This is a genomic window from Telluria sp. ZT3P25, from assembly GCF_059685895.1.
Genome location: NZ_JCASIJ010000001.1, coordinates 3,987,632 through 4,002,482 on the forward strand (window position 1 = coordinate 3,987,632; position 14,851 = coordinate 4,002,482).

A 14,851-nucleotide genomic window follows, 5' to 3' on the forward strand; every position below is an offset into this window, starting at 1 on the left:
GAGTAGGCAAGGTGTGGGCGGTCACGCGCACTTCAAGAGCCAGTACTGTATAAAAATCCAGTGGTTTTTGCAAGCGAAAAGACGTGGTTATCTTACCAACAATCGCTCGGGACTCGCATTGTGACGGCAAATCCAACACAATGAGAACCGGTTCGATCACGCGTGTTCGATGAACAAGCGACAACGTCAATAAGAGGTGCCCCATGCGAATTCTGCTTGCCGAAGATGATAGCGTACTTGCCGATGGCCTGACGCGCTCCCTGCGCCAGTCCGGCTACGCCATCGATTGTGTCAAGAACGGCCAGGATGCCGATACCGCCCTGTCCACGCAGGAGTTCGATCTGCTCATTCTCGACCTGGGCCTGCCGAAGATGTCCGGACTGGAAGTGCTGCGTCGCCTGCGCGCCCGCGCCTCGTTGCTGCCGGTCTTGATCCTCACTGCGGCCGACTCGGTCGAACAGCGCGTCGAGGGCCTCGATCTGGGCGCCGACGACTACATGGCCAAGCCGTTCGCACTGGTCGAACTTGAAGCGCGGGTGCGCGCGCTGACGCGGCGTGGCGCCGGCGGCGGCGCGGCCGTCGTGCGCCATGGCCCGCTGGTGTATGACCAGGTTGGCCGCAGTGCCTACATCAACGACCAGATGCTCGACCTGTCGGCGCGCGAACTGGGCCTGCTCGAAGTGCTGCTGGCGCGCACCGGGCGCCTCGTCTCCAAGGAACAACTGGTCGACCATCTGTGCGAATGGGGCGAAGAAGTCTCCAATAACGCTATCGAAGTGTATGTGCACCGCCTGCGCAAGAAAATCGAGGTCGGCGGCGTGCGCATCGCCACCGTGCGCGGCCTGGGCTATTGCCTCGAGAAATTCTCCGAGGCCAGCGCGGCCGCCGCAGCCGCTGCCGCCGCGAACGACGCCCGCATCGCCGCCACCGCCGCCGACAAGTGAACGCCGGCTTCACGCCCGAGCCCGCGCAGCAGCAGCCGCAGTCGGGCTCACCTACGCAGCCGCAGTTCGAGCCGCTCTACGTTCCACCCAACCCCGAGCCGGACGAAAACATCCGTCACTCGCTGTTCGGCGAAATCCTCGACTGGATGCTCGCGCCGCTGCTGCTGCTGTGGCCGATGAGCATCGCGATCACCTACCTGGTGGCGAAATCGATCGCCAACCAGCCGTTCGACGATGCGCTCGAAGACCGGGTCACGGTGCTGGGCCAGCAGATCCGCACCGTAGACGGCAAGACGGTCGGCCAGCTGCGCACGGCCGGGCGCGACATCCTGCGCGCGGACGACGTCGACAGCGTGTATTACCTGCTTGCCGGCCCGGCTGGCGAACACCTGGACGGCGACCGCGACCTGCCGCGTCCGCGCGCCAACCGCGCCGGCGAGCCGGCCCGCAGCGGCACGGTCGAATTTCGTAACGACACCATCCACGGCACGCCGATCCGCGTGGCCTACGCGTATGTGAATCTCGATCCGCTGCACGAACGGACGACCTCGCCGACGACGCCGCCGCTGGCACTGGTTCAGGTGGCCGAAACGCTCGACAAGCGTGCGCACCTGGCCAATGAAATTATCAAGGGCGTGATCCTGCCCCAGTTCATCATTCTGCCAGTGATCCTGGCGCTGGTCTGGTTCGCACTCTCGCGCGGCCTGAGCCCGCTGGCCGAGCTGCAGCAGCGCATCCGCGCGCGGCCACAGGACGACCTGTCGCCGATCGATCCGCGCCAGGTGCCCGAAGAAATCTCGCCGCTGGTCGGCTCGTTCAACGACATGCTCGAACGCCTGGGCAAGACGGTGGAGATGCAGAAACGCTTCATCGCCGACGCCGCGCACCAGATGAAGACGCCGCTGGCCGGCATGCGCATGCAGTCCGAACTGGCCCTGCGCGAAGTCGACCCGGCCGAAATCCACCGCTCGCTCGAGCAGCTGGCCAAGAGTTCCGAATCGGCCACGCGCCTGATCAACCAGTTGCTGGCCCTGGCGCGCGCCGAGAACCAGCCGCAGGCGGGCCTGGCGTTCGACGAGATCGACCTGGCCACCGTGGCACGCGAGACCGTGCAGGACTGGGTGCAGGCGTCGTTCGCCCACCAGATCGACCTGGGTTTCGAGCCGCCCGCCAATGACGACGAGCGCGTGACGATCGCCGGCCAGCCCCTGATGCTGCGCGAGATGCTGTCGAACCTGATCGACAATGCGCTGCGCTATACGCCCGCTGGTGGCAGCGTGACGGTGCGCGTGCGCAGCAGCGGCGAACACGCGCTGCTCGAAGTCGAAGACACCGGCCCCGGCATCGCACCGACCGAACGCCTGCACGTATTCGAACGCTTCTACCGCATCCTGGGCAGCAATACCCAGGGCAGCGGTCTGGGGCTGGCGATCGTGCGCGAAATCGTGCAGCAGCACGGCGCCGACATCGACATTTTTAATAATCCACGCAGCGTGTCGCCACGCTTTCCGGGCAGTCTGTTTCGCCTGACCTTCCCTCCGCCTGTGGGCCAACCCGACCATGCCGACTGATCCGATCACTGAAACCAGCCCTGAGACCGTCGCGCGCGCGCGCCTCGAGCACGCCCGCACGATCCACTGGGACCGCACGCGCCGCATGTCGCTGCTGTTGCTGACCGTCTGGCTGGTCACGGGGTTTGGCACCGTGTTCTTCGCGCGCGAGCTGGCGCGCTTCGAGGTGTTCGGCTGGCCGCTGTCGTTCTACATGGCTGCGCAGGGCGCCGCGCTCGTGTCGCTGACGATCATCGCCGTCTACGCCTGGCGCATGCGCCGGCTCGACCGCGATTACCACGCCGCACTGGCGCCGCGCGCATGAGCACGAACTCCGCGCCGGTTGTGAAGCACGGCTATTTCAAGAAGCTCTCGCGCTACTACCTGTGGTACACCGGCGCCTTCGGGTTGTTCCTGGCGGCCCTTTCCCTGCTCGAGCAGGAAGGCATGCCGCGCCTGTGGATCGGCTACCTGTTCATGTTCGCCACGATCGCGCTGTACGCGGTCATCGGCGTGATCTGCCGCACCTCGAACGTCACCGAATACTACGTCGCCGGCCGGCGTGTGCCGGCCATGTTCAACGGCATGGCGACGGCGGCCGACTGGATCTCGGCGGCCAGCTTCATCAGCCTGGCCGGCGGGCTGTATCTGCAAGGCTTCGACGGCCTGGCCTTCATCATGGGCTGGACCGGCGGCTTCGTGCTGGTCGCGCTGCTGATCGCGCCCTACCTGCGCAAGTTTGCGCAGTACACAGTGCCCGACTTCCTGGCGGCGCGCTACGGCGGCGGCGCGGGCGGCCGTGGCGGCCCGGTGCGGGCGCTGGCCGTGAGCGCGACCATCCTGGTGTCGTTTACGTACGTGGTGGCGCAGATCTATGCGGTCGGCCTGATTGCCTCGCGCTTTACCGGTGTCGATTTTTCAGTCGGAATTTTCCTGGGCCTGGCCAGCATCCTGGTCTGCTCGTTTCTGGGCGGGATGCGCGCCATCACCTGGACACAGGTGGCGCAGTACATCATCCTGCTGGTCGCGTTTCTGATTCCCACCATGTGGCTGTCAGTGAAGCACGCCGACAATCCGATCCCGCAGGTAGCGTACGGGTCGCTCCTGCCCAAGCTCACCGCGCGCGAAGCCGAACTGGCGAACGACCCGCGCGAAGCCCAGGTGCGCGCCGAGTTCCTGCGCCGCGCCGACGGCTACGCGGCGCGCGTGGCGGCCCTGCCCGAATCGTGGGAGGCCGGCAAGCTCGACGCCCAGCGCCAGCTGGCCGCAGCCCGTGCGCGCAACGCGTCACTGACCGAAGTGCGCCAGGCCGAACGCGCGCTGACCACGTATCCCAACTCGGTCGACGATGCCCGTGCGCTGTGGCTCGAACGGCGTGACGCCAACCTGGCGCGGGCACGCCCGCCCGAGCCGCATGCGCAGCCGTTCCCCGGCGCGACGCCGGAAGAATCCGACGCGCGCCGCAACAATTTTCTGGCGGTGGTGTTCTGCCTGATGTTCGGCACCGCCGCCCTGCCCCACATCCTGATGCGGGCCTACACCACGCCCTCGGTGCACGAGACGCGCGTGTCGGTGTTCTGGACGCTGTTCTTCATCCTGCTGGTGTACCTGACGATTCCCGCGCTGGCCGTGCTGGCCAAGTACGACATCTATACGTCGCTCGTGGGCAGCGATTTCTCGTCGCTGCCCACCTGGATTTCATACTGGGCCAATGTCGACAAGACCAATCCCCTGATCAGCGTGGCCGACATCAACGGCGATGGCATCGTGCAGCTGGCCGAATTTGCCATCGACGCCGACGTGTTGGTGCTGGCCACGCCCGAAATCGGCGGCCTGCCCTACGTGATCTCGGGCCTGGTTGCAGCGGGCGGCCTGGCGGCGGCGCTGTCCACGGCCGACGGCCTGCTGCTGGCCATTTCCAACGCGCTGTCGCACGACGTGTATTACAAGATGGTGGAACCGGGCGCGTCGACCCAGAAACGGGTGACGATCTCGAAGCTGCTGCTGCTGGCGGTGGCCTTCATCGCGGCGTACGCGGCCTCGCAAAAGCCGGCCGACATCCTGTCGCTGGTGGCGGCGGCGTTCTCGCTGGCCGGCTCCACGCTGTTCCCGGTGCTGGTGCTGGGGGTGTTCTGGAAGCGCGCCAACCACATCGGCGCCATCGCCGGCATGATCACGGGATTTGCCGTGTGCCTGTACTACATGCTGCGCGCCAGCCCGGTCCTGGGCGGCAATGCGCTGGAGACCTGGTTCGGCATCCTGCCGATGGCGGCCGGCGTGTTCGGGGTGCCGGCAGGCCTGTTCACGGTGGTGGTGGTGAGCCTGCTCACGCCGCGCCCGAGCCGCACCAGCGCGGGCATGGTCGACTATATCCGGGCGCCCGAATGACACAAACAGGTGGGAATTGAAGAGATTTTCCCGGTAACGCAAATGCTATTCTGGGCCGCGCCAACATAGGCCGAACCATACCAATACCAAGCATTTCACGGAAAACTTCATGTCTGCATTTACCCGCGTGCTGGGGAGGGTCACCTTCGCTGCGCTCGTCCTCGTCGCTTCGCCACTGACCGTCGCACAAACCCCGCCAGCCCCACCGCCCGTCTCGGCATTCTTCGGCAACGCCCCGTTCGGCGACGCCAGGCTGTCCCCAAGCGGACGTCATCTGGCCGTACGCGCCAGCGCGCCGGGCAAGCGTGACTTTTTGACGGTCATCGACCTGGACACCAACAGCGCCAAGATCGTCGCCCATTACAACGACGCCGATGTCCGCAATTTTTACTGGATCAACGACCGGCGCCTGGTGTTCGACACGCATGACAAAGGCGTCGGTCCGGGCGACCAGCGTTTCATGCCCGGCATGTACGCGGTCGACTTCGACGGCGGCCGGTTCCTTGAACTGGCCAGCCGTAACCCCGTCAACAAGGTCACCGGCACGCGCATCGTGCGCCGGCTGCTGCCACCATCGAGCGAAATGGCCGGCAACACCCCGTGGGCCGACTCGGATGACACCTACGCGCTGGCAGCGGTCGGCGACACCCGCAATGAACTGAGCCATGTCGACCTGCTGCAAGTAAACACCGTGTCGGGCCAGTTCAAAACGGTGCCGCGCCCCGGCGCCACGCGCGGCTGGCTGCTCGACCACAAGGGCGAACCGCGCCTGGCGATCACCTACAAGGACCTGACCACGACGCTGCAGTATCTCGACCCGGCCACCGGCAAATGGCGCGAACTGACCAGTTTCCCGGCATTCAAGGAAACCGCCGCGACGATCGAGCCGGTGGCCTTCGGGCCAACTGGCACGCTGTTCGTGACGGCGCGCGGCAAGGCTGGGACGACCGCCATGCACACGTTCGATGTGAACACCGGCAAGCTCGATCCGCAACCACTGCTGTCGGCGCCCGGCTACGATTTCGACGGTGAGCTGGTGATCAACCGCGACAAGGTGCTGGGCATGCAGTTCCGTACCGATGCGGTCTCGAATGAATGGTTCGACGCCGGCATGAAGGCAATCCAGCAGGACGTCGACAAGCTGCTCCCGACGACGGTCAACCTGATGTCGGTGCCGGCGCGGGGTGACTCGCCGCTGCTGGTGGTCACCGCCTATTCGGACGTGGTCGCACCGGTGTTCTTCTTGTACAACAGCAAAACCAAGTCGCTGAACAAGGTGGGCGAAGCGCGGCCCGGCATCGATCCGACGCAGATGGGGCGCCAGCAATTCCTGCGCTACAAGGCGCGCGATGGTCTCGACATTCCTGCCCTCCTCACCTTGCCACCCGGCGCCAAACGCACCGGCCTGCCGCTCGTGGTGATGGTCCATGGCGGCCCCTGGGTGCGCGGCAAATCCTGGGGCTGGGCCGCCGACTCGCAATTTCTGGCCACGCGCGGCTACGCCGTGCTCGAACCGGAATTCCGTGGCAGCACGGGTTTCGGGTCCAACCATGAACGTGCCGGCTACAAGCAATGGGGCCTGGCCATGCAGAACGACATCGCCGACGGCGTACGCTGGGCCGTCGACAAGGGACTGGTCGACCCCAAGCGCGTCTGCATCGCTGGCGCCAGTTACGGCGGCTATTCGACGCTGATGGGACTCGTCAACGATCCGGACATGTTCCGCTGCGGTATCAGCTTTGTCGGCGTGACCGACATCGGCCTGCTGTTCGACAATGGCGCGCATTTCAGCAGCGACACGTCACGCGACGTCAAGCAGCACAGCCTGCCGGAACGGATCGGCGACCCGGTCAAGGATGCCGCCCAGTTCAAGGCCACGTCACCGCTGCAGCAGGCGGCGCGCATCACCCAGCCGCTGCTGCTGGCCTACGGCGGCGTCGACCGGCGCGTGCCGATCAACCATGGCACCGCGCTGCGCGACGCCGTCATGCGCACCAACAAGCAGGTGGAATGGATCGAGTACCCGGAAGAAGGTCACGGCTGGGCGCTGGAAAAGAACCGCATCGATTTCTGGGGTCGGGTCGAGAAGTTCCTCGACAAGAATATCGGTAGCGGGGCGGTGCGCTGACGTCGCAGTGGTTGGCTAGAGCACGACGACCAGGTCGATTTTCAGTCCCGGGATCCCGTCCGGCGCATACACCGCCAGCACGCCTGCCTCCAGTGCCTTGTCGTACAAGGGATTTTTGGTGGACAGCGAAAAATAGTAGGTGTTGGGCCGCACCGGGATCGCCGGGGGCACTTGCGGCATGTGCGCGATCGGTACGCCTGGCAATGCTGACCCGACGATGCTTTCCATATTCTCGGGCGCAGCGACCTTGAGCCGGATCGGCACCGTCGCTACCAGATCAAGGCCCGCCATATCAGCAGTGATCGCCAGGTAGAGCTGGCTTTGTTTCGTGACCTTGGCCGGATCCAGAATCGCCTGCGAGAACGTGCGCCGGCTCTTGTCCGCCACAAATGGAATGATGAGATAGTTGGTGCCGATCGCCGTATCGACCAGGTCGCGCAGCAACGCGTCGAGTTCGGTGAATGCCTCGCCCATCGCCTCGTGGCGGTAGGCGGGCAGGTCGGCTGTTTTGTAGCGATCGGAAAACGTCATCAGTCCGCCCGCGGCGGCAAGCATTTGCCGGAACATCACCTCGGGATGAAACCCGGGCGACCTGGCGCAGTGCATCAACAGCGCATTGGCCGTGCTCAGGATGTTGAGCATCCACCACGACGAGATATCGCCCGCACCGGCTTCGTACATGCTGTTGTTCGTCATGCGGTGCGTGCGCTGGAGCGATTCGATCTTCGTCGTGATCACACTGCTCAAGCCATCGAGCATGCGCACCAGGCCTGGCGCTGCGCCCACCGTGACGCTCGGCGGGATGAACTCCGGCACCAGCTCGAAGCCCCCTTCCGCTACCCGCCGCAGCCGCACCACGGGAATGCTGGCACGCGCCCCATGTGGCTCGGCCTGCAGCAACAGCCGCACCTGCTTTTTAAGAAAGGGCACCTCGATCGCCAGCGCATCACTGAACAGGTCAGTGGTATCCAGGTCGCAGCGCACGTAGCGGCTGTTGTCGTCGGCATTGCCCCCATGCGGCTTGACCAGGGCAAGGGCTGCGTAGAACGTGAATGATTCTTCCTCTGGCGGCAGGCGCGTGAGATCAACCGGCTCGGGCAGCAGGTCGGCGCCGGGCGCTTCGACGATGTCTCCGTCGGGATAGATGAGCGACATCGTGTTCGCGCTCAGGCGGTTGTGTCCCAATCCGTCCACATTCCACGTCACCTTGCACACTCCCCAACAGTACGGATTGAGGGCTGAAGCGATGCGCTGGAGCCTGGTTTCGTGATAAAGATCCTGACGCTGAAAGTGCTGCGGCCCCAGCGTCAAGCCTTCCGACCACAGGACCTTCGATGTTGCGCTCATGGTTTCTCCCGTTGAAGTTTCGCTGGACACATTCTCGGAAGGATGGCGTTGCGCCTGAAGCGCGATATTGATTTCGCGCAGCCAGGCAGCGTATCGATCAACCAGTGCATTCCCTTGTGGCGGCGCAACATTGCTGAGATTCACGACCCGACAATGGCTGCCGTGGGTGTTGTCCCGCTTTGACGAGAGGAGCGCGATGCGCGGCTTTACTTCGGGTCTGTTCGACCGCCTGGACGACACCGGTGAGCCCCCATCGGGTAACCGGCACGAGGCCCATGCGCGCTCTGTCGAGCATGCGCTGCGCAGCGTCACGCGCGATCTGCAGGCGTTGCTCAATACCCGCTGCGGCGTGCACCAGGCGTCATTCAGCCCGCTCCCGGCGGTATCGGGCTCCATCCTGAACTATGGCCTGATCGACTTCGCCGGTATGTGCATGAACAGCGATACGGACCAGCAGGAAATCTGCAAGGCCGTCCAGCTGGCCATCCAGCGCCATGAACCCCGGCTGCACAAGGTCCTCGTGTCACTCCGGGGCGCCAAGAGCGCCAGGGGCACCATCAACCGCGTGGAATTCGTGATCACTGCGCAGCTGAAACATGCGTCGATGCCCGAGGCGATGTCGTTCAATGCGGTATTTCGCCCCTCGCTCCAGCAGTATTCGATCGAAGGTGCCAACTAGAGGGCGCAATCGCTGATCCCATGGACGAATTGTTGACAAAGTACGAGCGCGAACTCGTCATTCTCAGGTCGCTGTGCAGGGAATATGCCCAGCGCTATCCCAAGGTTGCCGCCAGGCTGCAAATGGGTGGCGATACCTGCGACGATCCGCATGTCGAACGCCTGATACAGAGCACGGCCCTGCTCAGCGCGCGCGTGTCGAAGCGACTGGACGATTCGTATCCCGAATTCACTGAAGCCCTGCTCAACCTGCTCTATCCCCACTACCTGCGCCCGTTTCCGTCGTGCGCAATCGTGCGCGTTTCCAGCACACTCGATCGCCCGGACACGATCCCCGCCATGCCGCGCGGGACGTTGCTGGAATCAAAGCCAGTACACGGCGTGGCATGCCACTTCAGGACCATCCACGACGTCAAGCCGTCGCCTGTCGCACTGCGCGCCGCAAGCTTCGAGACGATCATCCAGGCGCCGGTCGCAACACGCCTGCCGGACGACGTCACATCGTCGCTGACGCTGACATTCGGCGCCGCCGGATGGGGCCCGCTGCCGGCGCCGGACACGGCGACCGTGCTGCGCGTGTATGCCGATGGCGATGCCTCGTTCTGCGCCACGCTGCGCGATGCGCTCTTCATGCACACGGTGGCAGCGTACGTCCAGATTGACGAGGACGGCCCGTGGGAACGGTTACCTTGCATACCGATCGCACCGGCTGGCTTTGCCCCTGACGATGCCCTTATCCCGTTCGACGCCCGCTCGCATGGGGCTTACCGCATTCTTGCCGAATATTTCGCCTTTCCCGAGAAGTTCAATTTTTTCGACATCGATATTGCCATGCTGCTGGCACGTGTACCTGCCGGCTGCGCCAGTGTCACATTACGCCTGGGCCTTGCCGGCATTCGGCCCGACGCCGACAAGGCGCGCATGCTCGCCGGCCTGTCGACACAGCATCTGGTGCAAGGTTGCACGCCCGTCGTCAATCTGTTCCAGCAGCCTGGCGTGCCGATCACGTACGACCAGCGCGCGGCTGACTACACCGTTCTGGCGCACGCCAATTCTCCGCAGGCATATGAGGTGTATTCGGTCGATGCGGTACACCTGGTGCGCCAGAACGGCAACGACACGTCGATCACGGCATTCCAGCCGTTCTATGCGCTTCGGCACGGCGCACAATACGCCAGCGAGCAAGGACGCTACTGGTTTCTGCGGCACGACGAGACGCTTGCCTTGTGCAGTCCGGGCCATGAAAAATCGATTACGCTCGTCGGCGCCGATTGCGACCCGTTCGACATCGAAAGAAATATCCTGTCGGTTGAACTGAGCTGCACGAACCGCGACCTGCCCTGCTCACTGGCCATCGGTGCGCCTGAAGGCGACCTGTTCATCCCCGGCGCAACACGCAACGCAGCGATCCGCATGGTGCGCAGGCCAACCCGCCCTGCCCGCTTGACGAATGACGCAGGCATGCACTGGCGCCTGATCTCGCACCTGGCGCTGAATTATCACTCGCTGATGGACGACGGCGTGCACGGCCTGCGCGAAATGCTGTCCCTGTACGACCTGGCCTCGTCGTCGGTTTCGCGGCGGCAAATCCGCGGCATCATCGCGCTCGACCAGCAGGACACCACGGCCTGGATCAGGCACAGGAACGGCACATCGCTGGTGCATGGCCTTGAAGTGCGCGTCACGCTCGACGAAGAAGCGTATGCCGGCGCCGGCCTGCACCTGTTCGTCCAGGTTCTGCACCAGTTCTTTGCGCTGTACGTTCACCTGAACAGCTTCGTCGAACTCGTCGCCCTCTCGCATCAAAGCGGAAAGGAGCTGATCCGATGCGCCCCACGAAGCGGAAGCATGAGCCTGCTGTAATTGCCCTGCTCCTGGCTGAACCATACCGGTTCAGCTTCACCCAGCTGGTCAGCATCCTGCTACGCGCGCTTCAGCGCCATGGCATCGGCCGCGAGCGCGCCTTGCGCACCGTGCTGTCGTTTCGCAACAGCCTGTCGCTGTCGTTTCCTGCCAGCGAAGTCGAAGCGCTCGACGTCGAGCCGGCAACACAAGATCCACTTGGCGCGCTGCGCTCGGGAACATTGCGCCGCGTTCGGATCACACCCGCATTTATCGGCCTGCTCGGCGCCAGTGGCACCCTGCCGGTGCACGACACCGAACGGATTGCAGCGCGCAAGTCGCTTGGCGACGATGCCAGCCAGCGCGAACTGCTCGATGTCATGTCGACCCGGTTGATCGGCCTGTTCTATGAGGCGTCGGTCAAGTACCGGGTCGAGCACGATTTGTCGATTGGCGATGGGGACCGGTTGCTGCCGATGATGACTGCCTTGGCAGGCACGTACCCGCCACGGGCCGCAAGCGCCGGGCAACCAGTCAGGCACGTCAGACCGGACACTGCAGCCTGTTTCGCCGGACTGCTGCGCACCCGCCCGGTGGCGGCCGGCACGGTCGAACAGGTGTTGAGCAGCTATTTCAACGTGCCGGTCAGACTCGAACAATTCGTTGGCTGCTGGGATCCGGTTCCCGAAAACCGGCGCAGCATATTGGGCGTCACCAAGCCCGTGCTCGGCATCAGTACAGCACTGGGCACGCGCCTGTGGCGGCATGACATCTGCGCGCGTCTGCATGTCGGGCCACTGGACGAAGCGCAAGCACGCAGTTTTCTTCCCGGCGGCACGGCGCTGGCGGCACTGCGGGAAATGACAAGGATGTTTGCAGTGCCGACCTTGCACTACGAACTACGGTTACTGCTTGCACCGCCTGCCATCAAGCCGCTCACGCTGAGCACGAAGACGCCGTCGCGTCAGCTTGGATGGAATACGTTTCTTACCGCGACACCAGGCGTTACGGATCGTCCCGACGTCCGGTTGATGCTGCAGACCCCGATGAATCGAAAAAGAGACAGACAGGAAGACGGTGACGTGGCTTAAAAAACGGCGTTGATGCCAGTCAATTGAGGCTGCGTGACGACGGGCTAACGTGGTCGCTGACCATGTCGATTATTTCAACTGCGGCCGTGCAGCGGCCATCGGGAGCAACGCAATGGGCGAGAGCCAGACCATCGCAGCCGGCGCCGCACTATCGGCATTTCGCGGCAACTCGCAGCATAACCGGCTGATGCGACTGGACTTTCCTTTCGAGGATGGGCCGCCCGCGATTTTGCTGCCAAACAAGCTGGTCGCGCGCGAAGAAATCTCGCGCGGATTCCGGTTCGAGGTCGACGTCCTGTCGGACGACCCGCGCATCCCGCTCAAGATGCTGATGGGCCGGCTGGTCACGATTTCCCTGGTGCGCCAGGACGGCTCGCTGCGTTACTTCAACGGGTACATCACGCAGCTGTCGTTCTTGCGTGCCGATGGCGGCTTTGCCTTTTACCGGATGGTGCTCGAGCCCTGGCTTGCCTTCGCGCGACTGCGCAAGGACAACGTGTCGTTCCATGGCAAGAGCGTGCAGCAAATCACCGAAGCAACGCTCAAGCACTACCGCCAGGCCGACTGGCACATGCATGTCTTTGAAGAAGATCCGCCACTGACCGTTGCCAATCAATATAACGAGACCGACTACAACCACCTGCACCGCCGTTGGGAAGCGCGGGGCATGCATTACTGGTACGAACACCGCTTTGATGGTCACAAGCTCATGCTCTCCGACAAGAGCTTCCACAACGAGCCAATCGATGCCACCAGCTACGACGACGTGGATGTCATCGCGTTCCACGACAAGAGCGGTTCGCTCGAAGATGACAGCATTCACCTGTGGAGTGCGAGCCGGCGCCTCGGCTCCGGCACGACCACGCTGGCCAGCGTCGACTACAAGAATCCCGGCGCACAGCACGCCACCGGCTATTCCGCCAACCGGCAAGGCGACATATTCGCCTATGAAGTGTACGAAGACAGCGGCGCTTACGGCTTTCGCATGCGCAGCGATGGTGAACGGCTCGCAACGCAGCGCATGGTGGAGCAAGACAAGGATACGCAAACGTTCGATGCCACCAGCAATGCCCGCAGTGTCCAGCCCGGGCGCACCTTCAAACTCGGCGGGCATTTCAGCGCCGAGCCGCGCTCGATGGACTACGACCCCGAACCGCGCCGCAGCATTGGCGACCGCAGCTACCTGATCCTGTCTGTCGAGCACGAAGCCACCAACAACTACCAGGCTGGCGTGGGGGCCCCGTCGCACTACGAAAACCGGTTTACCTGCATTAACAGGGACATCCGCTGGCGGCCCGGTCGCGACTTCAACAGCGAACCGGGCGCCTACATGGGCTTGCACACGGCGACGGTCGTCGGTCCGGCTGGCGCCGACATCCACACCGATGGTTTCGGCCGGGTCAAGCTGCAATTTCACTGGGACCGGCTGGGCCAGCACGACGAAAACAGCTCGCCATGGATTCGGGTGCTGAGCCCGGCTGCAGGGAAGGAGTTTGGCCACATCCGCCTGCCGCGCGTCGGCGAAGAAGTCGCCGTTGTCTATCCGAACGGGAACATCGACCATCCACTGATACTGGGCGCGCTGTACAACGGCACGCACATGCCGCCATGGGCGCTGCCGGCGCAATCGGCCCTGGCGGGCTTGCGCAGCCGCGAGCTCGGCGGTGGTGCACGCGGCAACCACCTGGTGCTGGATGACACGAAGGAGATGATCCAGGCGCAGCTGAAGAGCGATCACCAGTGCAGTCAGCTTTCGCTCGGGCATATCACGCGCATCGAGGACAACGCCGGGCGCAAGGATGCGCGCGGGGAAGGCTGGGAACTGCGTACGGACGGGCATGGCGTCGCGCGGGCAGCCAAAGGGCTGTTGATCACGACCGAGGCGAGGCAGGCGGCGCGTGGGGCGATCAAGGATATGGATGAGACGGTTAAACGGCTCGACACTGCGCACAAATTGCACGACGCGCAAGCAACTGCGGCAATGGAAGGGATGGCGCAGGAAAGCGGCCAACAGGACATCATTGCCGATGCACTCAGGGCACAGAACGACGTAGTGCGCGGCGCTGGTAAAGAATTTCCGGAGCTTTCCCAACCTCACCTTGTACTGGCCAGCCCGGCGGGTATCGAGACGACCACGGCGCAATCAACCCACATTGCCAGTGCCCAGCACACGGCGCTGACCGCTGGTTGCAGTTTGTCGATCGCAACTGGCGAGAGCCTGTTTGCAAGCATCAGGCAGACACTGCGCCTGTTCGTTCACAAGGCCGGCATGAAGTTGATTGCAGCATCCGGAAAAATCACAGTGCAGGCGCATGACGACGACATTCAGGTCATCGCCAACAAGGTCCTGTCGCTGATCAGCCAGGCCGATTGGGTCGACATCAAGGGACGAAAAGGCGTGCGCCTTCACGGCACCGAATGCATGGTTGAAATCACCGACCGCTTGCAGGTCTTTGCGCCCAGGCCGGCACTGTTTCACGGCAACCTCGAAACGCTCCCTCCACAAAACCGTCCGCATCCGTCAACGGAGCACAAGATCAATATTGCAGAGCCGACGACGCCGGAAGACCCCAAGCAGCTGGTCTTTACTTTGCTGACGCATTCCAAAAATGGCCGTCCATTTGCCAATGTCCCTTACTCGCTCCTGAAAAACGGGACGAAAGTCGAAGATGGCATCACTGACGATCTCGGCCAGATCGCCGTCGAGCACAAGACGGGAACCAGGGACTATCAGGTTGAACTTCCAAACGGCGAGATCTATGACCTTTCTGCGGTGCCCGAATTCGCGCCGCCTCAGGCACCAGAGTATCTGGAACAGTCGCTTTCCAATAAGGGCGCACGGGCGCTCGATGGCTCGACTGACAGCCGCAAGCATCTCTGACG

11 protein-coding genes are annotated in these 14,851 nt (G+C 63.6%); 10 read left to right on the forward strand and 1 reads right to left on the reverse strand.

The features are described from left to right. Positions 1 to 203: 203 nt before the first annotated feature. The 5 genes from AC56LY_RS17665 to AC56LY_RS17685 all read left to right on the forward strand — a co-directional run bounded on the left by AC56LY_RS17665 (position 204) and on the right by AC56LY_RS17685 (position 7,010). The gene (locus AC56LY_RS17665) at positions 204 to 944 is read left to right on the forward strand and encodes a response regulator (RefSeq protein ID WP_499581629.1); all 741 of its coding nucleotides are present in this window, start codon (positions 204 to 206) and stop codon (positions 942 to 944) included. After that, the gene (locus tag AC56LY_RS17670) at positions 941 to 2,515 is read left to right on the forward strand and encodes a sensor histidine kinase (protein WP_499581631.1); all 1,575 of its coding nucleotides are present in this window, start codon (positions 941 to 943) and stop codon (positions 2,513 to 2,515) included. Before AC56LY_RS17665 ends, AC56LY_RS17670 begins: the two co-directional genes overlap by 4 nt. Continuing rightward, positions 2,505 to 2,819: a DUF4212 domain-containing protein gene (locus AC56LY_RS17675; protein ID WP_499581633.1), complete on the forward strand. Its 315-nt coding sequence runs from the start codon at positions 2,505 to 2,507 to the stop codon at positions 2,817 to 2,819. Before AC56LY_RS17670 ends, AC56LY_RS17675 begins: the two co-directional genes overlap by 11 nt. Further along, a complete protein-coding gene (locus tag AC56LY_RS17680; RefSeq protein ID WP_499581635.1) occupies positions 2,816 to 4,882 on the forward strand; it encodes a sodium:solute symporter family protein in 2,067 nt (688 codons plus the stop codon). Before AC56LY_RS17675 ends, AC56LY_RS17680 begins: the two co-directional genes overlap by 4 nt. Positions 4,883 to 4,991: 109 nt before the next feature. Then, positions 4,992 to 7,010, forward strand: coding sequence for an alpha/beta hydrolase family protein (locus AC56LY_RS17685; protein WP_499581637.1), 2,019 nt, complete (start codon positions 4,992 to 4,994; stop codon positions 7,008 to 7,010). Positions 7,011 to 7,025: 15 nt separating this feature from the next. On the opposite strand, the gene tssK is transcribed toward AC56LY_RS17685, so the two are convergent. Beyond that, positions 7,026 to 8,357, reverse strand: a complete 1,332-nt coding sequence (gene tssK, locus AC56LY_RS17690) for a type VI secretion system baseplate subunit TssK (RefSeq protein ID WP_499581639.1) — start codon at positions 8,355 to 8,357, stop codon at positions 7,026 to 7,028. 48 nt (positions 8,358 to 8,405) lie between these two features. Here tssK and AC56LY_RS17695 point away from each other — a divergent pair, with 48 nt between their 5' ends. The 5 genes from AC56LY_RS17695 to AC56LY_RS17715 all read left to right on the forward strand — a co-directional run bounded on the left by AC56LY_RS17695 (position 8,406) and on the right by AC56LY_RS17715 (position 14,849). Next, positions 8,406 to 8,540, forward strand: a complete 135-nt coding sequence (locus AC56LY_RS17695) for a hypothetical protein (RefSeq protein ID WP_499581641.1) — start codon at positions 8,406 to 8,408, stop codon at positions 8,538 to 8,540. Between the two features lie 13 nt (positions 8,541 to 8,553). Then, entirely contained in the window at positions 8,554 to 9,036 is a 483-nt protein-coding gene (tssE, locus tag AC56LY_RS17700) for a type VI secretion system baseplate subunit TssE (RefSeq protein WP_499581643.1), read from the forward strand. Positions 9,037 to 9,056: 20 nt separating this feature from the next. After that, complete coding sequence (gene tssF / locus AC56LY_RS17705) at positions 9,057 to 10,898, forward strand: type VI secretion system baseplate subunit TssF (protein ID WP_499581645.1); 1,842 nt, start codon at positions 9,057 to 9,059, stop codon at positions 10,896 to 10,898. Further along, complete coding sequence (gene tssG / locus AC56LY_RS17710) at positions 10,862 to 11,968, forward strand: type VI secretion system baseplate subunit TssG (RefSeq protein ID WP_499581647.1); 1,107 nt, start codon at positions 10,862 to 10,864, stop codon at positions 11,966 to 11,968. The genes tssF and tssG overlap by 37 nt, the downstream gene beginning before the upstream one ends. A 112-nt stretch (positions 11,969 to 12,080) precedes the next feature. Then, entirely contained in the window at positions 12,081 to 14,849 is a 2,769-nt protein-coding gene (locus AC56LY_RS17715) for a type VI secretion system Vgr family protein (RefSeq protein WP_499581649.1), read from the forward strand. Positions 14,850 to 14,851: the final 2 nt, after the last annotated feature.